Genomic DNA, 20609 nt, shown 5'->3' with positions numbered 1-20609 from the left:
TTTAAATTGTTTCTAACCAAAGTTTTTACGGTAATCTTCTCTCGCCTGACGAATCACTTCGAAGGCCACTTCACGGCCATAAATATCATCAATATCTACTGAACTCGAAGACATTTCTCCCGGCAACATTTTATAGGTCCAGAAATAATGTCTCAAACGTTCAACGATATCTTTAGGCGCATCTGCAATATCTTTCCATTTGCCATAAATAGGATCATCCTTTAATACAGCAATAATTTTATCATCCGCCTCCCCCTTATCAATCATGCGAATTCCACCAATGGGAATCGCCTGACATAAAATATCTCCATGTGTAATTGCCCGCTCTGAAAGTACTAAAATATCTAAAGGATCGCCATCCCCTCTTTCAATATCTTTCCCGGAATACTTGCGAGCTAATTCCGCAATTCCATCAGAACAATAAGTTTGTGGCAAAAAGCCATATAATGCAGGAACAATGTTCGAGAATTTCTGCGGGCGATCGATTTTTAGATAGCCCGTTTGTTTATCAATCTCATACTTCACTGTATCCGTCGGAACAATTTCGATAAATGCCGTCACTAATTCAGGCATTTGATCACCGATTTGAACGCCATGCCAAGGATGTGCCTTAAAGAAGTTTCTATTCATATTCTTTTTATTAATCTCACTTAGGTTAAAAATCAAAGCAAATTACGAAAAACAAAGGATAAATTCTGCTAAATTTGTTGTTTGCATTGCGTTATCAAACATGATTTATCCAATTATACCCTACGGGGATCCTGTTTTAAGAAAAGTCGCATCTCCTATTGAAGTAGGAAGTATCGATTTAATCAAACTATCAGAAGATATGTTCGAAACTATGTACGCGGCCAGCGGCGTGGGTTTAGCAGCTCCTCAGATAGGTATGGACATTCGATTATTTGTGGTGGATGGACGCCCCATGAACGAAGGAGAAAAAGAGGAGGATGTGGATCAGTCATTAGTTGGTTTTAAAAAGGTATTCGTTAATCCGACGGTTCTGGAGGAAACAGGGGACGAATGGGGTTTTGAAGAGGGTTGCTTATCTATCCCGGGTATTCGAGGAGAAGTTTATCGCCCAGAATATGTTAAAATCCACTATTGGACCGAGCAGGGAGAGGAAAGAACAGACATTTTTGAAAGTTTAGCCGCCCGCATTATCCAGCACGAATATGATCATATCGAAGGCATTTTATTCACAGATCATTTGAATCCTGTAAAAAAACGCCTCATAAAAAATAAGTTAAGTGATATCACGCGAGGAAAGGTTTCCGTGGATTACAAAATGAAGCTTACTCGTTAATTAGACAGATGAAAATTTCCCTTAATTGGTTACGTGATTTTATTGATATTTCGAAGCTTCCTGCACAAGGCAGCCCAGAAGAATTAGACGTTTTATTAACAAATACGGGACTTGAAGTGGAAGGTATCGAACCACATGATAAGATTCCGGGTGGATTAAAAGGATTCGTGGTAGGCGAGGTTTTAACTTGTGAGAAATTCGAGGTAAAAGAGAAATTCTTAAGCCTAACTACGGTGGATGCTGGTTTGGATGAAATTTTAACCATCGTTTGTGGGGCTGAGAATGTAGCAGCAGGCCAAAAAGTAATCGTGGCAACCCCTGGCACTCAATTATACGACAAGGACGGGAAAGAATTATTCACGATTGAGAAGCGCAAAGTCTACGGACAGCCTTCGGAAGGTATGATATGTGCAGAGGATGAAATCGGAATCGGATCATCGCACGATGGTATTTTAGTTTTAGACACACAAGTTCCGAACGGAACTCCGGCTGCCTCCTTTTTTGACATTGCGGGGGATTTAGTCTTAGAAATCGGGCTAACGCCTAACCGCGCAGACGCAGCCTCACACTGGGGCGTAGCGCGAGATATTCGGGCTGTAACTGGGCTTCCTATTCAATTACCTTCGCCAGCCTTAGTCATTGAAAGCAACACACATCCGATCACAGTGGAAGTGAAAGACACTGGATGCGATCGCTTTTGTGGCATTACGATTGACGGCATTCAGGTAGCGCCTTCGCCTATTTGGTTGCAAGAGCGTTTAGCTGCCATCGGATTGCGCCCCATCAATAACGTGGTCGATATCACTAATTTTATTTGCCATGGAGTAGGTCAGCCGATGCATGCCTACGATTGGAATGAAATCAAAGGAGGTAAATTAATCGTGGAAAGCTTACCTGCGGGCACTCTTTTCAAAACACTAGATGGCGTTGAACGTAAATTGACTGGCGAAGAATTAATGATCTGCGACGCCTCGGGCGCCATCGGATTAGCCGGTGTCATGGGCGGAGAACATTCTAGTATTAAAGATTCTACGTCGCGCGTTTTCTTAGAAGTGGCCCACTTCAAGCCAGAGCGTATTCGGAAGGCAAGCCAAATTCACGGTCTAAAAACCGATGCCTCCTTCCGTTTTGAGCGTGGCACTGATATTCAGGCAAAGTTATTTGCTATGGAATATGCGGCGCAATTAATTCAAGAATTAGCTGGCGGAAAAATCACGTCAGAACCGATTGATTATTACCCTGCACAAGTCGAATTAGTTCGCATTCCAGTAAATGTAGTTCGGGTTCAAAAATACATCGGTATTGAATTAGCGGCGGAAAGAATTAAAGAAATTTTGATGCTATTAGATTTCAAAATCGAAGCAGATAAAGGCGACGAATTCGTTGCTATCTCCCCTGCTTACCGCGTCGATGTGACGAGAGATGCAGATATTATCGAGGAAATCTTGCGTATCCACGGTTTGGATAATATCCCATTGTCGGATCATTTGAGCGCGAATTTTATCTCGGAATTCCCCCTTTTAGACAAGGAACGAGTTCAGTTGAATATCTCACAGATTTTGACGGCCAAAGGCTTCCAAGAAATCATCACCAACTCACTGACGAAAGCCGATGCGCACGCAGCGATCGCTAAGGATCTACCATTCGAAACAGTGGAAATCCTTAACCGACTTTCAGAAGATCTAGGCGTGATGAGACAGCACATGTCTTTCGCCGGTTTAGAGGTCTTAGCACATAATATTAACCGCCGGCAAAAAGATTTGAAAGTCTTTGAATTTGGCAAAACCTACCATAAAAAAGGGGCTAAATACATCGAAAAGAAACACTTAGCCTTATTTACCACCGGATTGTGGTCAGGAGAAACTTGGTCTAGCGCTCCAGCTAAAACCGCACTTCATCACTTATATCAGGTGAGTATCGAATTAATGCGTTCTTTAGGTGTGACAGAATTCGAGACAGATACCATCGAAAATTCGAGTGTATTTGCCTTCGGATTACGCATTTCGATCAACAAAAAGGCTTGCCTAGAACTAGGGATGATTCATCCCAATTTAGCCAGCAAATGGGATGTAAAACAAGACGTTTTCTTTGCAGATTTCGACTGGGATTATTGGGTGAAGCAAGAGAAAGCAGACTTCGTTTACCAAGAGATTTCTAAGTTCCCAGAAGTACGTCGTGACCTATCTTTAGTGATTGATAAAGCCGTTAGCTACCAAGCCATTCGAAAATTAGCTGAACAATACGAGAAGAGTTTACTGAAAAATGTATCCATCTTCGATGTGTACGAAGGCAAAAACTTAGGCGAAGGCAAGAAGGCTTATTCGGTTAGTTTTACGCTACAAGATGAGGCTCAAACCCTTACAGACAAGGTAATTGAGTCCACCATGGATCGCTTAATGAAAGGATTCGAGAAGGAAATAGGAGCGATAATTAGAAAATAATTAACGCTTGAGCATGCCGCCTAAATTAGGCATCTTCATCTTTCCATCCTGCACCTTGTTCATCATCTTCATCATTTTGCGCATGTCCTCGAACTGCTTCAACAGGTTATTCACCTCTTGAATCGATGTTCCTGATCCAGCCACAATACGATTCTTGCGGGATGGGTTCAAAATATCTGGATTTTGACGCTCCTTAGCGGTCATGGAATTGATGATCGCTTCAATCGGCTTGAAGGAATCATTAGAGATATCTACATCTTTCACCGCCTTACTCATTCCCGGCACCATACCCATCAAATCTTTGATGTTACCCATCTTTTTGATTTGCTGCAATTGAGCGTAGAAGTCCTCGAAGGTGAAATTGTTTGAGCGTATCTTCTTATTTAAACGCGCCGCTTCATCTTCATCAAAAGCCTGCTGAGCACGCTCCACTAACGATAAAACGTCCCCCATTCCTAGGATACGGTTCGCCATACGATCAGGATAGAACTGATCTAAGGCCTCCATTTTCTCCCCTGTAGAAATGAATTTAATCGGCTTATCTACGATTTGACGAATAGAAAGAGCCGCACCACCGCGGGAATCCCCATCTAATTTAGTTAAAACAACCCCGTCAAAGTTTAAGCGTTCATTAAAGGTCTTCGCCGTATTCACCGCATCTTGACCCGTCATGGAATCCACAACGAACAAAATTTCTGTGGGTTTAATCGCCTCCTTCACCGCAGCGATTTCAGTCATCATGACCTCATCTACGGCTAAACGACCGGCTGTATCGACGATTACAACCTTCTTACCCATCTTACGTGCATAAGACAAGGCATTTTCAGCAATGCTCACCGCACTTTTATTTTCAGGCTCGGCATATACTTCCACTCCTACTTGCTCTCCCAATACTTTCAATTGGTCAATCGCCGCAGGACGGTAAATATCACAGGCTACCAAAAGCACGTTACGGCCTCCTTTTTTAATGTATTGCGCTAATTTTCCTGAGAATGTTGTCTTACCAGAACCCTGCAAACCCGCAATTAAGACAACGGCTGGATCCCCTTTCAGGTTAATATCCTGCTTTTGACCACCCATTAATTGGGTTAATTCATCATGAACAATTTTAGTCAATAATTGACCAGGCTCGACGGCAATGAGGATTTTTTGGCCCATCGCCTGATCCTTAATCCGATCCGTAATCTCTTTCGCTACCTTGTAGTTAACGTCCGCATCCATCAAGGCGCGGCGAATTTCCTTCACCGTAGCGGCAACGTTAATATCCGTAATTCTGCCATTCCCCTTCAGGGTACGCATGGCAGCGGTCAACTTCGAACTTAAATTATCAAACATAGTATTTCAAAAAAAAGGACTGCAATTTACGCTTTTTCAGACAAATTTTAATCAAATAAAGATATCGAACTTTCACTCCATTCATCTTAACCTGCTAACGCAAAAAAATATCCGACATTTTGACAAAAATACCCTAAAATAATGGAGGAAAAAAGATTAAGTCTTTACCTTTGCAGGATTATCACAACCGATCAAAACATTGAACTAACAAAAATGGAAAAAATTAAAGTTGCTAACCCAGTCGTCGAATTAGATGGCGATGAAATGACTCGAATTATCTGGAAATTCATCAAGGATAAATTAATCTTACCTTATTTAGATTTAGACATTAAATACTATGATTTAGGCGTAGAGTACCGCGATGAAACGAATGACCAAGTAACTATCGAGGCAGCTGAGGCAATCAAAAAATACGGTGTAGGTATCAAATGTGCTACCATCACACCAGATGAGGCTCGTGTTACGGAATTTGATTTAAAACAAATGTGGAAGTCCCCTAACGGAACAATTCGCAACATTCTAGATGGTACGGTATTCCGTGAGCCAATCGTTTGCGCAAACGTACCTCGTTTAGTACCGAACTGGACAGCTCCCATCATGATCGGTCGTCACGCTTTTGGTGATCAATATAGAGCAACTGATTTTGTAACCAAAGGAAAAGGTAAATTAACCGTTTCATTCCAACCAGAAGATGGTGGCGAGGCACAAACTTTCGAAGTGTATAACTTCAAAGGGGATGGCGTTGCAATGACCATGTATAACACGGACGAATCGATTAAAGGTTTTGCTCACTCTTGCTTCAACATGGCATTAAGTAAAGGATGGCCTTTGTATTTATCTACAAAGAACACCATCTTGAAGAAATACGATGGCCGTTTCAAGGACATCTTCGAAGAGATCTTCCAAGCAGATTATAAAGCACAATTCGACGCTGCGGGTATCGTTTACGAGCACCGTTTGATCGATGACATGGTTGCTTCTGCGTTAAAGTGGAATGGTAACTTTGTTTGGGCTTGTAAAAACTATGACGGAGACGTTCAATCAGATACGGTTGCACAAGGTTTTGGCTCTCTAGGACTAATGACCTCTGTTTTAATTACACCAGACGGAAAAGTAATGGAAGCGGAAGCAGCTCACGGAACAGTGACTCGTCACTACCGCGATCACCAAGCTGGAAAGCCTACGTCCACTAACCCAATTGCCTCTATTTTTGCTTGGACTCGTGGTTTAGAGTTCCGTGGCAAATTAGATAATAATACGGCGTTGATTAATTTCTGCCAGACTTTGGAAAAAGTTTGTGTGGCTACGGTTGAGTCAGGTAAGATGACCAAAGACTTAGCAGTTTGTATCCACGGAAACAAAGTCACTCACGGAGAGCACTACTTATACACAGAAGAGTTCTTAGAGGCGCTGGATACGAATTTGAAGGCAGCGTTAGCGTAGTTTTCGCGCAGCGAAAACAGACGCTAGTCGCGACTACGTCGCTTAGTCGACTTCGTCTTAGTCAAAGAGTCCGGAGGGGGAATAAATTCCTCTTCGGATTTTTTTTGTGCTTATTTTTTTGACTAAATCGCACAGCGATGACCAAACGACGCAGTCGTGACTAAATCGCACAGCGATGACTAAACGACGCAGTCGTGACTAAATCGCACAGCGATGACCAAACGACGCAGTCGTGACTAAATCGCACAGCGATGACTAAACGACGCAGTCGTGACTAAATCGCACAGCGATGACCAAACGACGCAGTCGCGACTAAATCGCACAGCGATGACCAAACGACGCAGTCGCGACTAAATCGCACAGCGATGACCAAACGACGCAGTCGCGACTAAATCGCACAGCGATGACTAAGCCGAAGGCGACTAGATTTTTTTATTTTATGCCGGAGCATAAAATAAAAAAATCGCGCCGATTGCTCAGCGCGATTCCTTACTATTATTTTGCTTCAAAAATTATTCTGAAACCACAGAGAAAGCAATCTTGTGCTTAACTTCTTTGTGTAAGTCAAGCGTAGCAGCGTAATCGCCGGTAGTCTTCACTTCTGAATCGAATGAAATCTTCTTACGATCGATATCGAAACCTTTTTCTTTCAACATTTCTGAAACTTGAAGGCTAGTCACACGACCAAAGATTTTTCCACTATCCCCTGTCTTCGCAGGAATAGTCAATGTCATTTCACCGATAGCCGTAGCTAAATCGAAAGCATCTTGGCGAACTTTCTCCACTTTGTGAGCAGCTTGCTTAATGTTTTCCGCTACAACCTTGCGGTTAGATGGAGTCGCCATGATTGCGAATCCTTGTGGAATTAAGTAATTACGACCGTAACCAGCTTTCACTGCAACGATATCGTTCTTATAACCTAATCCAGCAATATCTGTTTTTAATATAATTTCCATCTTATGTATACAATCAAATGTTTATTGGATAAGGATCTATTTTAAACCGTCAGCCACGTAAGGCATTAACGCTAAGTGACGAGCTCTTTTAATAGCTTGAGCCACACGACGTTGGAATTTCAAAGAAGTTCCAGTGATACGACGAGGTAAAATTTTACCTTGCTCATTCACTAACTTCAATAAATAGTCTGGGTTTTTGAAATCAATGTATTGAATACCAGATTTCTTGAAACGGCAATACTTCTTACGGTTTCCGTTCTTATCTACAGGTTCGTTAACTAGTGTCATATTATTCTTCAATTTTTTCTGGTTTTCTACCTACTAATCCTTTTCTCTTTTTTTCATTGTACGCTAAAGCGTGCTTATCTACCGCTAGGGTTAAGAAACGAATCACGCGCTCATCACGCTTGAATTCTAATTCTAATTTAGCGACTAAAGTAGGAGCTGCTGCGAATTCGAAAATTTGGTAATATCCGGTGTGCTTGTTCTGAATCGGGTAAGCTAACTTACGTAAGCCCCAAGCGTCTTCATGAACGATTTGCGCGCCGTTTTCTACCAACAGATTCTTGAATTTCTCAACAGTGTCCTTTGTCTGTTGTTCAGACAAAACGGGAGTTAAAATGAACACCGTCTCATAGTTTTTTAATTCCATAAAAAATTTGTTGTTTAAAAACTGGTAAAAATTTGGAATGCAAAGGTAGGAATAATCCTTCACAATCAAAAGGTTAACAACAAAAAAATAGAATTAGCGGACTTCGAAGGTACCTAAGCCGATCAAATACCCTTCGGCATAAAGCTCAATTTCATGCTTTCCGGGCTTGAAACCATTTTGCCTAGAATGAATGAATTCCACCGATTGGTGATTGTTTTCGTAAAATATACGCTGGCGACTCGTAAAAGTTAGTTCGCGGCCTTTGAAGTCAAAAGTTCCTGAACCTAAATTATAATCTGAAATTGTAGTTCCAGTAGGCTCAATAATGCGAAGAAAGACTGTTTTTATCTCCTTATTAGCAAATGTATTCTCCTGCAAATGGAACATCACCCGAATTTTATCCACTTTTTTCGCCTTTTGATTATTCACGGAGGACTCTTTCCCGCGAGATGAAATCGCATAGACATTCACCCCCTCTGCGCGCAAGGCAGCCGCCGCAGTTACTTTTTCAGTCAATTCTTTATTCCTAATTTCAAGGACACGGGATTTTTCACTTAGCTCACGCTCTTTCAGACCAAAAGTCTTACTCGAGTCCTCTAGTGCTTTTTGAATATTTACTAAACCCACTTTTAGAATTTGGGCCTCTCTGCTTAGGGAATCATTACGAAGGATTAAAACGACGTTTTCTTTCTTCAACTTTTTAATCTCCGCATCTTTTTGACCTAATAAATGCAAATAATAGGATAGCTTTTTTTGGAATTCTGCTGGATCGATATCACTTAAATGTTTCTGATCTCCTAAAATTTGTGCTTTTGCAGTTTCTAACTCACTGACCTTCCCTCCTAATTTTTTGATTTGAACCAAACGTAAATTCAATTGTTCCGCAACGGAATCTAATTTAACCTGGGCATTTTCTACAAATTCATCTTGAGATGGTTGCATAAATCGATCGATAAGACCTAATTTATCTACGAGGATCCAACCTGCTAATAACAAAACCAACATAGTCAACCACGTCACGCGACGCTTTAAACTATTTTCGTTTCCCCTCGAATTATCTGATTCCATTTAATCTGCTTTATTTAATCTTTTACTCTTGAATCAAAAATAATAAATTAATTTTAATAATATTTTTAAGTCCAAACAAAATTTAGCCTTTCCGCCCTATGGCCATCTCAGAAGAAATTTCCTTGATTAACAAGCAATTAAACGATAGTGCTGCTCGACTTATTGTGGTTACGAAGACGAGAGGCATCGATGAGTTGCAAGAAACGTATGCGGCGGGGGCCATTGAGTTTGGTGAAAATCGGGTGCAAGAGATGGTGGAAAAGCAGGCTGTGTTACCTAAGGACATTCTTTGGCATCAAATAGGTCACTTACAAACGAATAAAGTAAAATATATCGCCCCTTTTATTCACCTGATTCATTCCGTTGATTCACTGAATTTATTGAAAGAAATCAATAAGCAGGCGGCTAAAAACGACCGAATTATCAACTGTTTGCTTCAAATTTATATCGCGACAGAGGAAAGTAAATTTGGTTTAGATTTTTCTGAGGCCGACGCTTTACTAGCAGATCCTGAATTTGCTGAGTTGAAAAATATCAGAATCGTAGGTTTAATGGGGATGGCGAGTTTTACGGCAGATGAAACGCAGATTAGGCAGGAGTTTCAAAGCTTAGCGGATTTTTTCCAAAAGCTCAAAAACAACAAAACCGGCTTGTCGACCGGTCTTGTGGAATGGATTGAATTATCCATGGGTATGTCTGGTGATTATTTGATCGCTGCGGAACTAGGTTCAACGCTAGTTCGTGTAGGATCGGCCATCTTTGGCCCGCGTCACTAACGCGTTAAGGACATAATCTCAAATTCTAATTTGCCTGCTGGAGCGGTAATCTCCGCTAGATCCCCTACTTTCTTACCTAATAATCCCTTACCGAAAGGAGATGAAACGGAAATTTTTCCCGCCCTCAAATCAGCTTCTTCTTCTGAAACAATAGTATAAGTAACTGTCATTCCACTCTTCGTATTTCTAATTTGAACGATAGAATAAATCGAAACTATGGTCAAATCAATCGTCGACTCATCTAATACGCGAGCTATTGAAACAATTTCCTCCATTTTAGAAATCTTTAATTCCAAAAGTCCTTGCGCATCTTTCGCCGCATCGTACTCTGCATTCTCACTTAAATCGCCTTTATCACGCGCTTCTGCTATTTGTTTGGCCATATCTAAACGACCTGTAATCTTCAAATAGTGTAATTCTGCTCTTAATTTATCTAATGCCTCTGCGGTATAATATTGAAATTTAGCCATAATCTTTTAGGGTTTAACCTCTGTGCTTAAAAACAAAATAGAACGGCCTCCGACCGTTCTACCTAAATTATTTGTAGTTTTGTTTCGGATTCGCAACTAAGGTTTTTGTTTTTCTAACAGCACGAAATTGTTGTTTTGTATAGGACAAAGGTAATAAAAAATCAGACGGATTCCACAAACAATCAAGATCAGGCATGCGGATTATATTTTTTGGAACACCAGAATTTGCTGTAGCTAGTTTACAAGCCTTAGTCGAGGCAAAAATGGATGTCGTCGCAGTAGTTACGGCGCCAGACAAACCCGCCGGCCGAGGACAACAAATTCAATCTTCTCCGGTAAAAGTCTACGCTGAATCTTGCGGCCTAGCCATTTTGCAGCCTCTAAAATTAAAAGACCCCGTATTTTTACAAGAATTAGCCTCCTTTCAAGCAGATTTACAAATTATTGTGGCGTTTCGGATGCTTCCAGAAGCTGTTTGGAATATGCCTCGCTTAGGCACCTTTAATTTACACGCTTCTTTGCTTCCTCAGTACCGAGGCGCGGCTCCTATTCACTGGGCAGTTATTAATGGGGAGACCGAAACAGGCATCACAACCTTCTTTTTGCAACAGGAAATCGATACCGGGGATTTATTATTTCAAGAGAAAGAGTCCATTTCTGAAAAGGATACCACTGGCGAATTATACGAGCGATTAATGAATATGGGAGGTCAATTAGTGGTAAAAACCGCTAAAGCCATCGAATCTGGTGATATCCATCCCACACCACAACAAGAAATAGCGGAACTTAAATCTGCACCTAAACTGCAACGTAGCACGGGCGAAGTTCATTGGACACGCAATGGCAGGGACATTGTCAACCTAGTGCGCGGCATGCACTCTTTTCCTGGAGCACATACGGTTTTCCAGGGCAAAAATTGCAAGCTGATTGCCGTCGAATTTAATCCAGAAATTATTCCTGATTTAGGGGTGGGGGTTTGGGATACGGACCAAAAAACTTACCTAAGAGTCGGTTGCTCCGATGGGTATATTAACATACTTGAATGGCAGATGGAGGGGAAAAAACGATTGAAAATCGATGAATTTTTGCGCGGATATAACTATACCTTTTAGTTTAATTTCCACCGTCCCGTAGTATAAAAATACCCAAAAGAGCCTTTCTGAATAAAGATATACTTCTCTTTCAAATTCGCTAAAACAGTTACCGTATAAGGCTTCAACTGAAGGTCTGCAGCAGAACTAGGAAACGGAATTGCTTGGGAGCAGGCGCAAGGTTTATTCTCGCGCAGCTTATTCATTTCAATTAATAAATCCCGCGAATCTTCGACTAATTCTTCTTTGCCCATGTCCAATTTTGAGAAGTAATTCCGCTCATAAGCGTTTTTAAATGGCTCATATTCTAAAGCTAATGCAGGATATTTCTGCAATAGTTTAGCACTATTATAAAAAGCTTGTATATGCCCTGGATCTGGGAAACCTACGAAATCTCCGCCCCAAAACAGGCCTATTTCCTTTGCTTTGGCCCCATACTGATCATAAATAGCCCCCCTACGCAAATGTCTCCCCTTTCGTGCAATTGCCCCATCTGCCGCTAAACCAAAATTGTGAAAGGAAATAAAGGCCTTCGAAAAGCCTCTTCTCTGCAAGGCCAATTGCTGTTTCTTATTACGGGTCGTGGAGGTATAGCGCAAACGATAAGGATAGTGAATTCGCTTAATCAAGCTGTCCCTTTTAAGTTCAAAAGAATCAATCTCTGATTGCAATAATTCGGTCCAAGGCTGATGTAATTGCTCTATTTCATGCGTTTCCCTGGTCCCATCCGGATTAATCCGAATAAATACATACGAGGCTACCGAGTCGGCAGAGTAAGTGGAATCTTGTTGCTTATAAAGCCACTTAAATTCCTCCCAATCCAATGAATTTAAAGACATAGGCTCACAAACGCGATGCTCAGCATCTTGCTCATATAAGCCAAAAAGGAACCAAAAAAGAGGCAAAAGCCCTATTATAATCATTTTTTCAAGGGGATGATGAGCACTTCTCCGCGAAGGGTGATGTCATCTTTCTTGTGATTCGCATCCATAATGGCTTGCTTCGACACGCCGTATTTTTCGGCCACTTTACGCATGATGTCCCCGGGACCTACGGTATGAATCGCCTGAATCTGTACATTTAACTTAGTCGATCCACTTTTTATTCCGTCTGGATTAACCCCTGGATTCAACGCTTTTAATTGATCTATTTTCAAGCCGAATTTTCTTGCTACTGCGGAAAAAGTCTCTCCTTTTTCTACTGTTACAGCATGAGATTTGCCTGAAGGTGTTGCGACTTCCGGCACAACTTCTGCCTCCGCTTCTTTCTTTTGTTCGGCTAATTCTTCCTCCTCAGATTTACCTATCAATGAATCCTTCGGCACAATTAGCGAATCCGCCGCATCTACAGTCGAATCAATGACCACTTGTACTGATTCCGCTAAAACGTCTTCCTCCGGCTCTACAAACTTCTCTGCCCTGATTAATTCATCTTTATCAGGACTAACAAAGTGCTCAAAACCGATGGCGATTAAGCCCACCAAGGTTAATAAAAGAATGCCCAACGTAATCAGGGGCAATTTGCTATTTTCTTCGTTTTCGCTCATTATTTTGGAAATTTACCTTTTGTTTCTTGACTCATTTCGGCCACCTTATCTTCTAATTCTGCTTTAAAAGCCGTGTATTTATCTGCCAAAGAAGCGTCTGAAATGGCTAACATTTGGATGGCTAATAATCCTGCATTTTTGGATGCATTTAAGGCCACAGTGGCTACCGGGACACCATTCGGCATTTGCAGGATAGATAAAACGGAATCCCAACCATCTATGGAATTAGATGATTTAACGGGAACACCGATGACAGGCAATATCGTGGCTGAAGCAATCATACCCGGTAAATGTGCCGCACCACCTGCTCCTGCGATAATCACTTGGATTCCGCGGGACTTAGCTTGCTGGGCATAGTTCATCATTTTCACCGGCGTGCGGTGTGCAGAAACGATGTCCACTTCATAAGCGACACCAAAATCCTTGCAAACTTGAATGGCATCTTGCATGACTCCTAAATCAGAACTGCTGCCCATTATAATTCCTACCATAGCTATCAATTTATGCGATTACGCGTATGCTTTTTCTAACCAATTCAGCTTTTTGTTCGATCTCTTCACGAGATTCCCCTACTAAAGTAATATGCCCCATCTTACGAAAAGGCTTCGTAATTTTCTTTCCATATAAAAACGGATGAACGCCAGAGATGCCTAAAATAGTATCTAGACCCTCATATTTTGCTGGTCCAGTAAAACCATCGGTTCCTAATAAGTTCAACATTCCGGAGAAGCTATGTGCTTTCGTATCCCCTAAAGGTAATCCTACAATCGCTCTAAGGTGCTGCTCGTATTGTGAGGTGTCGTTAGCTCGGATGGTTTGATGTCCTGAGTTGTGAGGTCGAGGAGCCACTTCATTGATGAGAATTTTACCGTCTTTGGTCAAAAACATCTCTACCGCTAAAACGCCAACTAATCCCATTTTATCAATTAAACTCACCGCGATATCCTCCGCTTCTTTTTCAATTTCTTTCGATATTGCCGCTGGTGAAATAAGGAATTCGACCAGGTTTTGGACTGGATGAAAAACCATCTCCACTGCTGGGAATGCTTTTATGTCTCCTTGTGGGTTACGTGCCACAATCACCGCTAATTCCTTTTCAAAATCAATGGCCTTCTCTAATAAACCGGGAGCGTCAAAGCCTTTAGAAACATCCGCTGCCGTTCCTATGTATTGAACGCCTTTTCCATCGTATCCTCCTTTGCCTAGCTTGTTAAAGGCAGGAAGGAAATCTTCGTTGGCGGCGATTTCCACCGAAGATTCAATTAATCTGAAATCAGCCGTAGGGAAGCCATGGGTTTGGAAAAAAGTCTTTTGGATCCGCTTGTCTTGAATCATCCGAAGCAAATGAGGCTGCGGATACACCTTGATTCCCTCGGCCTCTAATTGCTCTAAAGCTTCGATATTCACATGTTCAATCTCAATACTAATTAAATCGAATTGCTTCCCAAATGCATAAACTGTGTCAAAATCCTGGAAAGAGCCCTGTGTAAACTGGCTTGTCAAGGTATGGCAGGATGCTTCTGGATCTGGATCAAGGCAGGCAATCTGCAAATCTAAGTCGATAGCAGCCTGCAAAAGCATACGACCTAGCTGGCCGCCGCCTAACAATCCGATTTTAGGAAGTGATTTAGACATAAATTCGTATTCAATGGGTAAAATTACGGCTTTTGTTTTACCTTTGGAAATTATTTAGACATCGAGAAAAAATATTCTTGCTGAATACGTATCAAGACTCATGACAAAAAGAAATACCACGATTATCGCATTCATCCTACTTGCTATCGCGAGTCGTTTACTAATTTTAGCCGGTCCAGGCTGGGCAAACTTCTCTCCAATGGCTTCTATGGCCCTTTTTGTGGGAGCCTATCTGCAAAATCGCAAACAAGCGATGGCGTGGACGCTACTAGCGGTTTGGGGATCAAATTTGATTTTAAACAATACCTTATATGATGCTTTTTTTCCAGGATTCTCTCTAGGAATTGATGCAGTTCACATGGGATTATTTGCAATTATCTCTTTACTGGGCCGAAATACCACAGCAAGCGCCTCTCGTTTCATCGGAACGAATATCGCAGCAGCTATGGGCTTTTTCTTAGTTTCTAATTTCGCCGTTTGGGCAGGATCTGAAATTGCCTACACGAAGGATATAGCTGGATTATTGAATTGCTACGCAGCAGGTATTCCATTCTTAAAGAATACCATCGTTAGTCAATTCTTATTCTCTGGATTGTTCTTCGGAGCTTTTGAAGTATTGAAAAAACAAGTGCCGGCATTGCGCTAATCACTTAGGCAAATAAAAAAGGGTCGACTTGCAACTGCGAGCCGACCCTTTTTATTTATACGAATCTCTTAGTTCTTATAGACTTTCCCGTCTTTCATGACAAAGTTTACCTTCGTCATTAATTTCACATCAGCCACTGGGTCCCCTGGCACAGCAACGATGTCTGCCGCCTTTCCGACCTCGATGGATCCGATCAGATCACTTTGGCCTAATAAATCTGCTGCAGTAACTGTTGCCGAATGAATCGCTTCTAAAACAGGCATTCCCGCTTCATTCATCAGCACAAACTCTAACGCATTCTTTCCATGGCCAAATACACCAGCATCCGTACCAAACGCAATCTTCACCCCAGCTTTGTAGGCTTTAGCAAAGGTTCCTTGAATAACCGGTCCAATGGCAGCTGCTTTCTTAGCGATCATTTCCGGGTAGTAGTTAGGAATCTTAGATGAATCTGCTGTGGAACGTCCGGCAATAACCGTAGGCACATAATAGGTCCCCATCTTCTTCATTAATTCCATCACCTCTTCGTCCATGAACGTTCCGTGTTCGATCGAGGTAACACCACCTAAAATTGCGCGCTTCATACCTTCTTTTCCGTGGGCGTGAGCGGCTACTTTGAAACCGTAATCTTTAGCTGTTTGAACAATCGCACGTATTTCTTCGTCCGTAAATTGGGCCCCTGAACCGTCTTTAGCATAACTTAAAACGCCACCAGTGGCCGTAATTTTAATTAAATCAGAGCCTTCTTTGTAGCGCTGACGCACCGCTTTAGCCGCGTCCGCAACACCATTCACCACTCCATCCTCGGGACCTAAATCTTTCTTAAATGCTTCATTAATACCGTTCGTATCATCCGCGTGACCACCCGTTGTACCGATCGTAACTCCCGCCGTATAAATACGTGGGCCTTCTACCAAACCTTTATTAATCGCATTGCGAAGGCTAATCACCACGTGGGTGCCTCCTAAATCGCGCACGGTAGTGAAACCGGCCATCAGATTACGTTTCGCATAGACCAAAGCTTGGTAGGCCACATCCCCTGGATTCTTCGTGAAACGATCTAAATAGGCTCCTGGATTCGTTTCTGATTCAAGATGCACGTGCGAATCGATCAAGCCCGGCATCACCGTTCTATCTTTTAAATTGATAACCACATCGCCTTTTGCTGGACTTAAAAAGCCGTCCGAAACTGCGATAATTTTCTTTCCTTCCACTACAATAGTCCGGTTTTTCAAAACCGTCTGCGTTTTTACATCGATCAAAGATCCACAATGCAGAATCGTTTTTTGGGCAAAAGTAGCAAAGGCCAACAGGCTAAAACCAAGTGTTACTAATTTTTTCATAGGTTTGATTTTAAAATGAGAGATATATGTTTCCAAAAACTAGGGTAGCTTTTATTCACTACCATAGGATCTAATAAAGTAATTTCTTTTTGCATAGCGACCGGTGCGAATGCCATCGCCATTCGGTGATCGTCGTAGGTTTCGATAGGTTCGATGGTAGAAACAGCCGCAAAATCTCCCTTTACTTCGTACAAGTGATTCGCTTCTTTTTCTGTTAAAGTAGCTCCTAATTTCTTCAATTCATTTTGCAGGGCTACTACTCGATCCGTTTCCTTCACCTTCAAGGATTCTAAACCTGTTAGAGTTAAGGAAATGTTTTTTACCGCGGCAATCACACAAATGGTTTGAGCTAAATCCGGGCAATCGGTAAAGTCCCAGGCGAGGGATGTCTGCGCTGGGATTTTGGTCAATAAATAACCGCGACCCGTGTAGGTGCTTTTCACTCCCAAAGGTTCCATCATCGCCTTGATCGCCGAATCCCCTTGCAAGGAATCTTCCTTCAAGCCTAGTAATTCCAAGGAACTATCCTCAAAGGGTGACAAAGCCACCATTGAATACCAATAACTGGCTCCAGACCAATCTGATTCGACAGCGAAAGGCTGTAAGGTATAAGTTTGGGATGGAATATCGATGGTTCCATTCGCCCAATCCGCTTGAGCCTGAATACCAAAATGCTTCATCTGAGCCAAGGTCATTTCGATATAAGGTTTCGATCCTAAAGCCCCGGTAATTTGCAATTTCAGACCCTCTGGTAACAAAGGTGCCACCATCAAAATCGCCGAAATAAACTGCGAGCTCACATCCCCGCGGATGGAAATTTCGCGCTTTCCCTGAAAGGAAAATTCGTTCAATTGCATCGGAGGATAACCGTCCTGGTTCAAATAGCTAATATCAGCACCTAATGAACGCAATGCATCCACTAGAATTCCGATGGGGCGTTCGCACATGCGCGGTGTCCCAGTCATCTTTTTAGAAGCTCCTGTTACCGCGTAATAGGCCGTCAAAAATCGCATCGTTGTTCCTGCATCCAATACATCCGCTTCTGACCCATTTTCCGATAGGAGCCGAATCATCGTTTGCGTGTCACGCGCCTCCGCCAAATTGGATAAATTCTCAATCGCTCCCTTCGCTAAGGCATTCATGACTAAGGCGCGGTTACTCTCCGACTTAGAGGCAGGCAAAGGAATAATTTCAGAAAAGGACGACGAACGTGGAACTAAAGTAATTTGACTCAAAACAGCTTTGCGATTAACGCAATTTTAAAGTGACTAATGATAAGACCGCTAAGATGATTCCCACGATCAAGAAACGAAAGACGATCTTGGATTCGTGGTAGTTCTTCTTTTGGAAATGGTGGTGCAAAGGCGACATCAAAAAGACACGCCGGCCCTCCCCATATTTGCGTTTGGTATATTTAAAATAAGCCACCTGAATAATGACGGACATGTTTTCTATTAGGAAGATCCCACATAAGACTGGAATCAACATTTCTTTTCGTATCACAATGGCTAAGGTCGCAATTACTCCGCCTAACATTAAACTTCCCGTATCACCCATGAAAACTTGAGCCGGGTAGGCATTATACCAAAGAAATCCGATACATGCCCCCACGAAGGCCGCACAAAAAACGGCGAGCTCCCCTGAGTTAGGAATAAACATAACATTCAAATATTGCGATATCACCTTGTTACCAGATACGTAGGCTAAAATCGCCAAAGCTATACCAATGATGACAGATGTTCCAGCAGCCAATCCATCAATTCCGTCCGTAATATTCGCCCCATTAGATACAGCAGTAATGATGAAAATAACCACCAAAACATAGACGATCCAGACGTATTCATCCGGAATAAAACTAGGCAATAACATGTTATAATCGAACTGATTATCCTTCATAAAAGGAACCGTCGTTAAAAGCGACTTGTGGTCGATAAAAGAGCCATCCGCAGCATACTCTCGCACCTTAATATGCTCGTTAAAATACATCGTTAAACCCACAATGATACCTAATCCTATTTGGCCTATAATCTTAAATTTACCCGATAAACCGTCCTTATTCTTCTTGAAAACCTTGATATAATCATCCACAAAACCCACTGCGCCTAACCAAATAGCAGATGTCACTAATAAGATGATATATACATTAGTAATCTTCGAAAAAAGTAAGGTAGGAATAAGCAAAGACAACAAAATAATGAAGCCTCCCATCGTAGGGGTGCCTTTTTTGGCCATTTGGCCTTCTAAACCTAAGTCGCGAATTTCCTCTCCGATTTGCAAGCGCTGCAAACGATAGATAACCGTTTTTCCCCAAATGGCAGCAATACCTAAAGACGTAATAATCGCAGCAAATGCCCGAAAGGTGATGTATTGAAATACACCCGCGCCAGGAATATTCAAGGTCTTATCTAAGTATTCAAAGAGGTAATAAAGCATGCAAAAGGGATTTAATTTATAAAATTGCAAAAAAACAAGGGGAATTCAAACTTAGTTGAATGCCTCTGCTAAGACTAACTTATCATCAAAGTGGTATTTTACACCTTGAATTTCTTGGTAGTTTTCATGGCCTTTACCCGCCACCAAAATAATATCTCCTGTGCTTGCTAACTCTCTTACTGCATAAAAAATACCTTCTTTTCGATCAGATAAGCGATGTACCTTGGACTTTAGATTTTCTGGAATGCCTGCCTCCATTTGATCCAAAATCGTCTCCGGATCTTCCTTACGTGGATTGTCTGAAGTCAGAACAACAGCATCGCTGTATTTTGCCGCTAATTCTGCCATAATTGGCCGTTTCCCAGCATCTCTATTTCCTCCACATCCCACCACTGTGATGACACGTTGCGATATATCTTTAATCGTTTGAATCGTCTTCAATACATTTTCTAACGCATCCGGGGTATGTGCATAATCCACAATCCCCATTTTCCGATTAGACCCTGCCATTTGTTCAAATCGTCCAGGAGCTGTTTTCAAAGCTGAAATCTGAATTAATACTTCATGTGATTCCTCCCCTAACAAAAGTGCCGCCGCATAAATTCCTAGTAAATTATAGGCATTAAACGTTCCAATTAACTGCGCGTGCACTTGCTGGTGATCTATTTCTAATTGAAGTCCTCCCACGCCATTGCTAATTATTTTTGCTTTAAAATCCGCCGCGTTTAATAAACCATAGCCGTATTTTTTAGCGGCCGTATTCTGCAACATCACCATTCCGCGCTTGTCGTCTACATTAGTTAAGGCAAAAGAAGATGCGGGAAGGGCATCGAAGAAACCTTTTTTGGCCTTAATGTATTCGTCGAAAGTCTCGTGGAAATCTAAATGATCGCGGGTAATATTCGAAAAAATAGCCCCCTTGAATTGAATGGCATGAATGCGTTTTTGAACTACCGCATGAGAACTCACTTCCATAAAGGCATGGCTGCATCCTGCGGCCACCATATCCGCCAATAAAGCATTCAAACTCAAGGCATCTGGCGTCGTGTGAGTAGACGGAATAACTTTATCCTCTATCTTGTTCACTACCGTGGATATCAAACCGCAGCGATGCCCGAGTCGTTTGAACAATTCAAAAAGAAGCGTAACTGTAGTCGTCTTTCCATTCGTCCCTGTTATTCCTACTAGTTGTAATTTCTTAGAGGGATGTTCGTAAAATTCTGCTGCTGCCTCCGCTAATGCCGCATTCGAATCGGGAACTTGAATACATAACACATCTGATGGAACCTCTGTGGGGGTCTTTTCAACTACCCATAATCGGCAGCCCTGTTCGTAAACCTGAGGTAAAAAAGAATGTCCGTCTACTTGGGTGCCTGGAATGGCAAAAAATACAGAACCGGCCACCGCTTTTCGCGAATCAAAACACAAATTTTCGATTTCAGCACCTGGAAATAGGGAAATTTGCGTCATT

The 20609-nt window shown here is 42.0% G+C and carries 21 protein-coding genes; 6 read left to right on the top strand and 15 right to left on the bottom strand.

What is annotated here, in order from left to right; genetic code table 11:
* Positions 1-12: 12 nt before the first annotated feature.
* On the bottom strand, positions 13-630 hold the full coding sequence (locus ACST13_RS05950) for an inorganic pyrophosphatase (RefSeq protein WP_459461591.1): 618 nt from the start codon (positions 628-630) through the stop codon (positions 13-15).
* A gap of 100 nt (positions 631-730) precedes the next feature.
* On the opposite strand from ACST13_RS05950, the gene def reads away from it, so the two are divergent.
* Both def and pheT read left to right on the top strand, forming a co-directional pair.
* Positions 731-1303 carry a peptide deformylase gene (gene def, locus ACST13_RS05945; protein WP_459522300.1) on the top strand — a complete coding sequence of 191 codons (573 nt, stop codon included), beginning with the start codon at positions 731-733 and terminating at the stop codon, positions 1301-1303.
* Positions 1304-1311: 8 nt separating this feature from the next.
* On the top strand, positions 1312-3744 hold the full coding sequence (gene pheT / locus ACST13_RS05940) for a phenylalanine--tRNA ligase subunit beta (protein WP_459522299.1): 2433 nt from the start codon (positions 1312-1314) through the stop codon (positions 3742-3744).
* Here pheT and ffh read toward each other — a convergent pair whose 3' ends face one another.
* The gene (gene ffh, locus ACST13_RS05935) at positions 3745-5079 is read right to left on the bottom strand and encodes a signal recognition particle protein (protein ID WP_459522298.1); all 1335 of its coding nucleotides are present in this window, start codon (positions 5077-5079) and stop codon (positions 3745-3747) included. It abuts the gene before it with no gap.
* A gap of 213 nt (positions 5080-5292) precedes the next feature.
* Between ffh and ACST13_RS05930 the strand changes: the two genes are divergently transcribed.
* On the top strand, positions 5293-6522 hold the full coding sequence (locus ACST13_RS05930) for an isocitrate dehydrogenase (NADP(+)) (protein ID WP_459522297.1): 1230 nt from the start codon (positions 5293-5295) through the stop codon (positions 6520-6522).
* Between the two features lie 512 nt (positions 6523-7034).
* On the opposite strand, the gene rplI is transcribed toward ACST13_RS05930, so the two are convergent.
* From rplI to ACST13_RS05910, 4 genes are all read right to left on the bottom strand, one after another.
* Positions 7035-7478 carry a 50S ribosomal protein L9 gene (gene rplI / locus ACST13_RS05925; RefSeq protein ID WP_459522296.1) on the bottom strand — a complete coding sequence of 148 codons (444 nt, stop codon included), beginning with the start codon at positions 7476-7478 and terminating at the stop codon, positions 7035-7037.
* Positions 7479-7514: 36 nt separating this feature from the next.
* Positions 7515-7766 carry a 30S ribosomal protein S18 gene (gene rpsR / locus ACST13_RS05920; RefSeq protein ID WP_130894912.1) on the bottom strand — a complete coding sequence of 84 codons (252 nt, stop codon included), beginning with the start codon at positions 7764-7766 and terminating at the stop codon, positions 7515-7517.
* Position 7767: 1 nt separating this feature from the next.
* The gene (gene rpsF / locus ACST13_RS05915; protein WP_459461581.1) at positions 7768-8130 is read right to left on the bottom strand and encodes a 30S ribosomal protein S6; all 363 of its coding nucleotides are present in this window, start codon (positions 8128-8130) and stop codon (positions 7768-7770) included.
* A gap of 93 nt (positions 8131-8223) precedes the next feature.
* Positions 8224-9198 carry a hypothetical protein gene (locus tag ACST13_RS05910; RefSeq protein ID WP_459522295.1) on the bottom strand — a complete coding sequence of 325 codons (975 nt, stop codon included), beginning with the start codon at positions 9196-9198 and terminating at the stop codon, positions 8224-8226.
* Positions 9199-9296: 98 nt separating this feature from the next.
* Here ACST13_RS05910 and ACST13_RS05905 point away from each other — a divergent pair, with 98 nt between their 5' ends.
* The gene (locus ACST13_RS05905) at positions 9297-9974 is read left to right on the top strand and encodes a YggS family pyridoxal phosphate-dependent enzyme (protein WP_459522294.1); all 678 of its coding nucleotides are present in this window, start codon (positions 9297-9299) and stop codon (positions 9972-9974) included.
* Here ACST13_RS05905 and greA read toward each other — a convergent pair.
* Positions 9971-10444 (bottom strand): transcription elongation factor GreA, encoded by a 474-nt coding sequence (greA, locus tag ACST13_RS05900; protein WP_459522293.1) that lies wholly within the window; start codon positions 10442-10444, stop codon positions 9971-9973. The genes ACST13_RS05905 and greA overlap by 4 nt on opposite strands.
* A 194-nt stretch (positions 10445-10638) precedes the next feature.
* Here greA and fmt point away from each other — a divergent pair, with 194 nt between their 5' ends.
* Positions 10639-11556 carry a methionyl-tRNA formyltransferase gene (gene fmt / locus ACST13_RS05895; RefSeq protein ID WP_459522292.1) on the top strand — a complete coding sequence of 306 codons (918 nt, stop codon included), beginning with the start codon at positions 10639-10641 and terminating at the stop codon, positions 11554-11556.
* On the opposite strand, the gene ACST13_RS05890 is transcribed toward fmt, so the two are convergent.
* From ACST13_RS05890 to ACST13_RS05875, 4 genes are read right to left on the bottom strand one after another with little or no spacing between them, the layout of a single operon-like run.
* Positions 11553-12458 carry a M15 family metallopeptidase gene (locus ACST13_RS05890; RefSeq protein ID WP_459522291.1) on the bottom strand — a complete coding sequence of 302 codons (906 nt, stop codon included), beginning with the start codon at positions 12456-12458 and terminating at the stop codon, positions 11553-11555. The two genes, fmt and ACST13_RS05890, sit on opposite strands and share 4 nt — an antisense overlap.
* Positions 12455-13081, bottom strand: a complete 627-nt coding sequence (locus tag ACST13_RS05885) for a LysM peptidoglycan-binding domain-containing protein (RefSeq protein ID WP_459522290.1) — start codon at positions 13079-13081, stop codon at positions 12455-12457. The genes ACST13_RS05890 and ACST13_RS05885 overlap by 4 nt, the downstream gene beginning before the upstream one ends.
* Positions 13081-13572, bottom strand: coding sequence for a 5-(carboxyamino)imidazole ribonucleotide mutase (gene purE / locus ACST13_RS05880; protein WP_459522289.1), 492 nt, complete (start codon positions 13570-13572; stop codon positions 13081-13083). The genes ACST13_RS05885 and purE overlap by 1 nt, the downstream gene beginning before the upstream one ends.
* A gap of 10 nt (positions 13573-13582) precedes the next feature.
* Entirely contained in the window at positions 13583-14716 is a 1134-nt protein-coding gene (locus tag ACST13_RS05875) for a 5-(carboxyamino)imidazole ribonucleotide synthase (protein ID WP_459522288.1), read from the bottom strand.
* 100 nt (positions 14717-14816) lie between these two features.
* Between ACST13_RS05875 and ACST13_RS05870 the strand changes: the two genes are divergently transcribed.
* Positions 14817-15362, top strand: coding sequence for a DUF6580 family putative transport protein (locus ACST13_RS05870; protein WP_459522287.1), 546 nt, complete (start codon positions 14817-14819; stop codon positions 15360-15362).
* A gap of 68 nt (positions 15363-15430) precedes the next feature.
* Here ACST13_RS05870 and ACST13_RS05865 read toward each other — a convergent pair whose 3' ends face one another.
* From ACST13_RS05865 to ACST13_RS05850, 4 genes are read right to left on the bottom strand one after another with little or no spacing between them, the layout of a single operon-like run.
* Entirely contained in the window at positions 15431-16705 is a 1275-nt protein-coding gene (locus tag ACST13_RS05865) for a metal-dependent hydrolase family protein (RefSeq protein WP_459522286.1), read from the bottom strand.
* On the bottom strand, positions 16702-17940 hold the full coding sequence (locus ACST13_RS05860; RefSeq protein ID WP_459522285.1) for a 3-phosphoshikimate 1-carboxyvinyltransferase: 1239 nt from the start codon (positions 17938-17940) through the stop codon (positions 16702-16704). The genes ACST13_RS05865 and ACST13_RS05860 overlap by 4 nt, the downstream gene beginning before the upstream one ends.
* A 13-nt stretch (positions 17941-17953) precedes the next feature.
* The gene (gene mraY, locus ACST13_RS05855; protein ID WP_459522284.1) at positions 17954-19138 is read right to left on the bottom strand and encodes a phospho-N-acetylmuramoyl-pentapeptide-transferase; all 1185 of its coding nucleotides are present in this window, start codon (positions 19136-19138) and stop codon (positions 17954-17956) included.
* A 51-nt stretch (positions 19139-19189) separates the two neighbouring features.
* Positions 19190-20608 carry a UDP-N-acetylmuramoyl-L-alanyl-D-glutamate--2,6-diaminopimelate ligase gene (locus ACST13_RS05850; protein WP_459522283.1) on the bottom strand — a complete coding sequence of 473 codons (1419 nt, stop codon included), beginning with the start codon at positions 20606-20608 and terminating at the stop codon, positions 19190-19192.
* Position 20609 lies beyond the last annotated feature (1 nt).

Source organism: Aquirufa sp. A-Brett2-W8, assembly GCF_054558755.1.
This window is presented reverse-complemented; position numbering and strand designations above follow the sequence as displayed.

Coding starts and splice junctions, on each gene's coding strand:
- ACST13_RS05950 (WP_459461591.1), bottom strand. CDS start 630: ATGAATAGAAACTTCTTTAAGGCACATCCTTGGCATGGCGTTCAAATC.
- def (WP_459522300.1), top strand. CDS start 731: ATGATTTATCCAATTATACCCTACGGGGATCCTGTTTTAAGAAAAGTC.
- pheT (WP_459522299.1), top strand. CDS start 1,312: ATGAAAATTTCCCTTAATTGGTTACGTGATTTTATTGATATTTCGAAG.
- ffh (WP_459522298.1), bottom strand. CDS start 5,079: ATGTTTGATAATTTAAGTTCGAAGTTGACCGCTGCCATGCGTACCCTG.
- ACST13_RS05930 (WP_459522297.1), top strand. CDS start 5,293: ATGGAAAAAATTAAAGTTGCTAACCCAGTCGTCGAATTAGATGGCGAT.
- rplI (WP_459522296.1), bottom strand. CDS start 7,478: ATGGAAATTATATTAAAAACAGATATTGCTGGATTAGGTTATAAGAAC.
- rpsR (WP_130894912.1), bottom strand. CDS start 7,766: ATGACACTAGTTAACGAACCTGTAGATAAGAACGGAAACCGTAAGAAG.
- rpsF (WP_459461581.1), bottom strand. CDS start 8,130: ATGGAATTAAAAAACTATGAGACGGTGTTCATTTTAACTCCCGTTTTG.
- ACST13_RS05910 (WP_459522295.1), bottom strand. CDS start 9,198: ATGGAATCAGATAATTCGAGGGGAAACGAAAATAGTTTAAAGCGTCGC.
- ACST13_RS05905 (WP_459522294.1), top strand. CDS start 9,297: ATGGCCATCTCAGAAGAAATTTCCTTGATTAACAAGCAATTAAACGAT.
- greA (WP_459522293.1), bottom strand. CDS start 10,444: ATGGCTAAATTTCAATATTATACCGCAGAGGCATTAGATAAATTAAGA.
- fmt (WP_459522292.1), top strand. CDS start 10,639: ATGCGGATTATATTTTTTGGAACACCAGAATTTGCTGTAGCTAGTTTA.
- ACST13_RS05890 (WP_459522291.1), bottom strand. CDS start 12,458: ATGATTATAATAGGGCTTTTGCCTCTTTTTTGGTTCCTTTTTGGCTTA.
- ACST13_RS05885 (WP_459522290.1), bottom strand. CDS start 13,081: ATGAGCGAAAACGAAGAAAATAGCAAATTGCCCCTGATTACGTTGGGC.
- purE (WP_459522289.1), bottom strand. CDS start 13,572: ATGGTAGGAATTATAATGGGCAGCAGTTCTGATTTAGGAGTCATGCAA.
- ACST13_RS05875 (WP_459522288.1), bottom strand. CDS start 14,716: ATGTCTAAATCACTTCCTAAAATCGGATTGTTAGGCGGCGGCCAGCTA.
- ACST13_RS05870 (WP_459522287.1), top strand. CDS start 14,817: ATGACAAAAAGAAATACCACGATTATCGCATTCATCCTACTTGCTATC.
- ACST13_RS05865 (WP_459522286.1), bottom strand. CDS start 16,705: ATGAAAAAATTAGTAACACTTGGTTTTAGCCTGTTGGCCTTTGCTACT.
- mraY (WP_459522284.1), bottom strand. CDS start 19,138: ATGCTTTATTACCTCTTTGAATACTTAGATAAGACCTTGAATATTCCT.
- ACST13_RS05850 (WP_459522283.1), bottom strand. CDS start 20,608: ATGACGCAAATTTCCCTATTTCCAGGTGCTGAAATCGAAAATTTGTGT.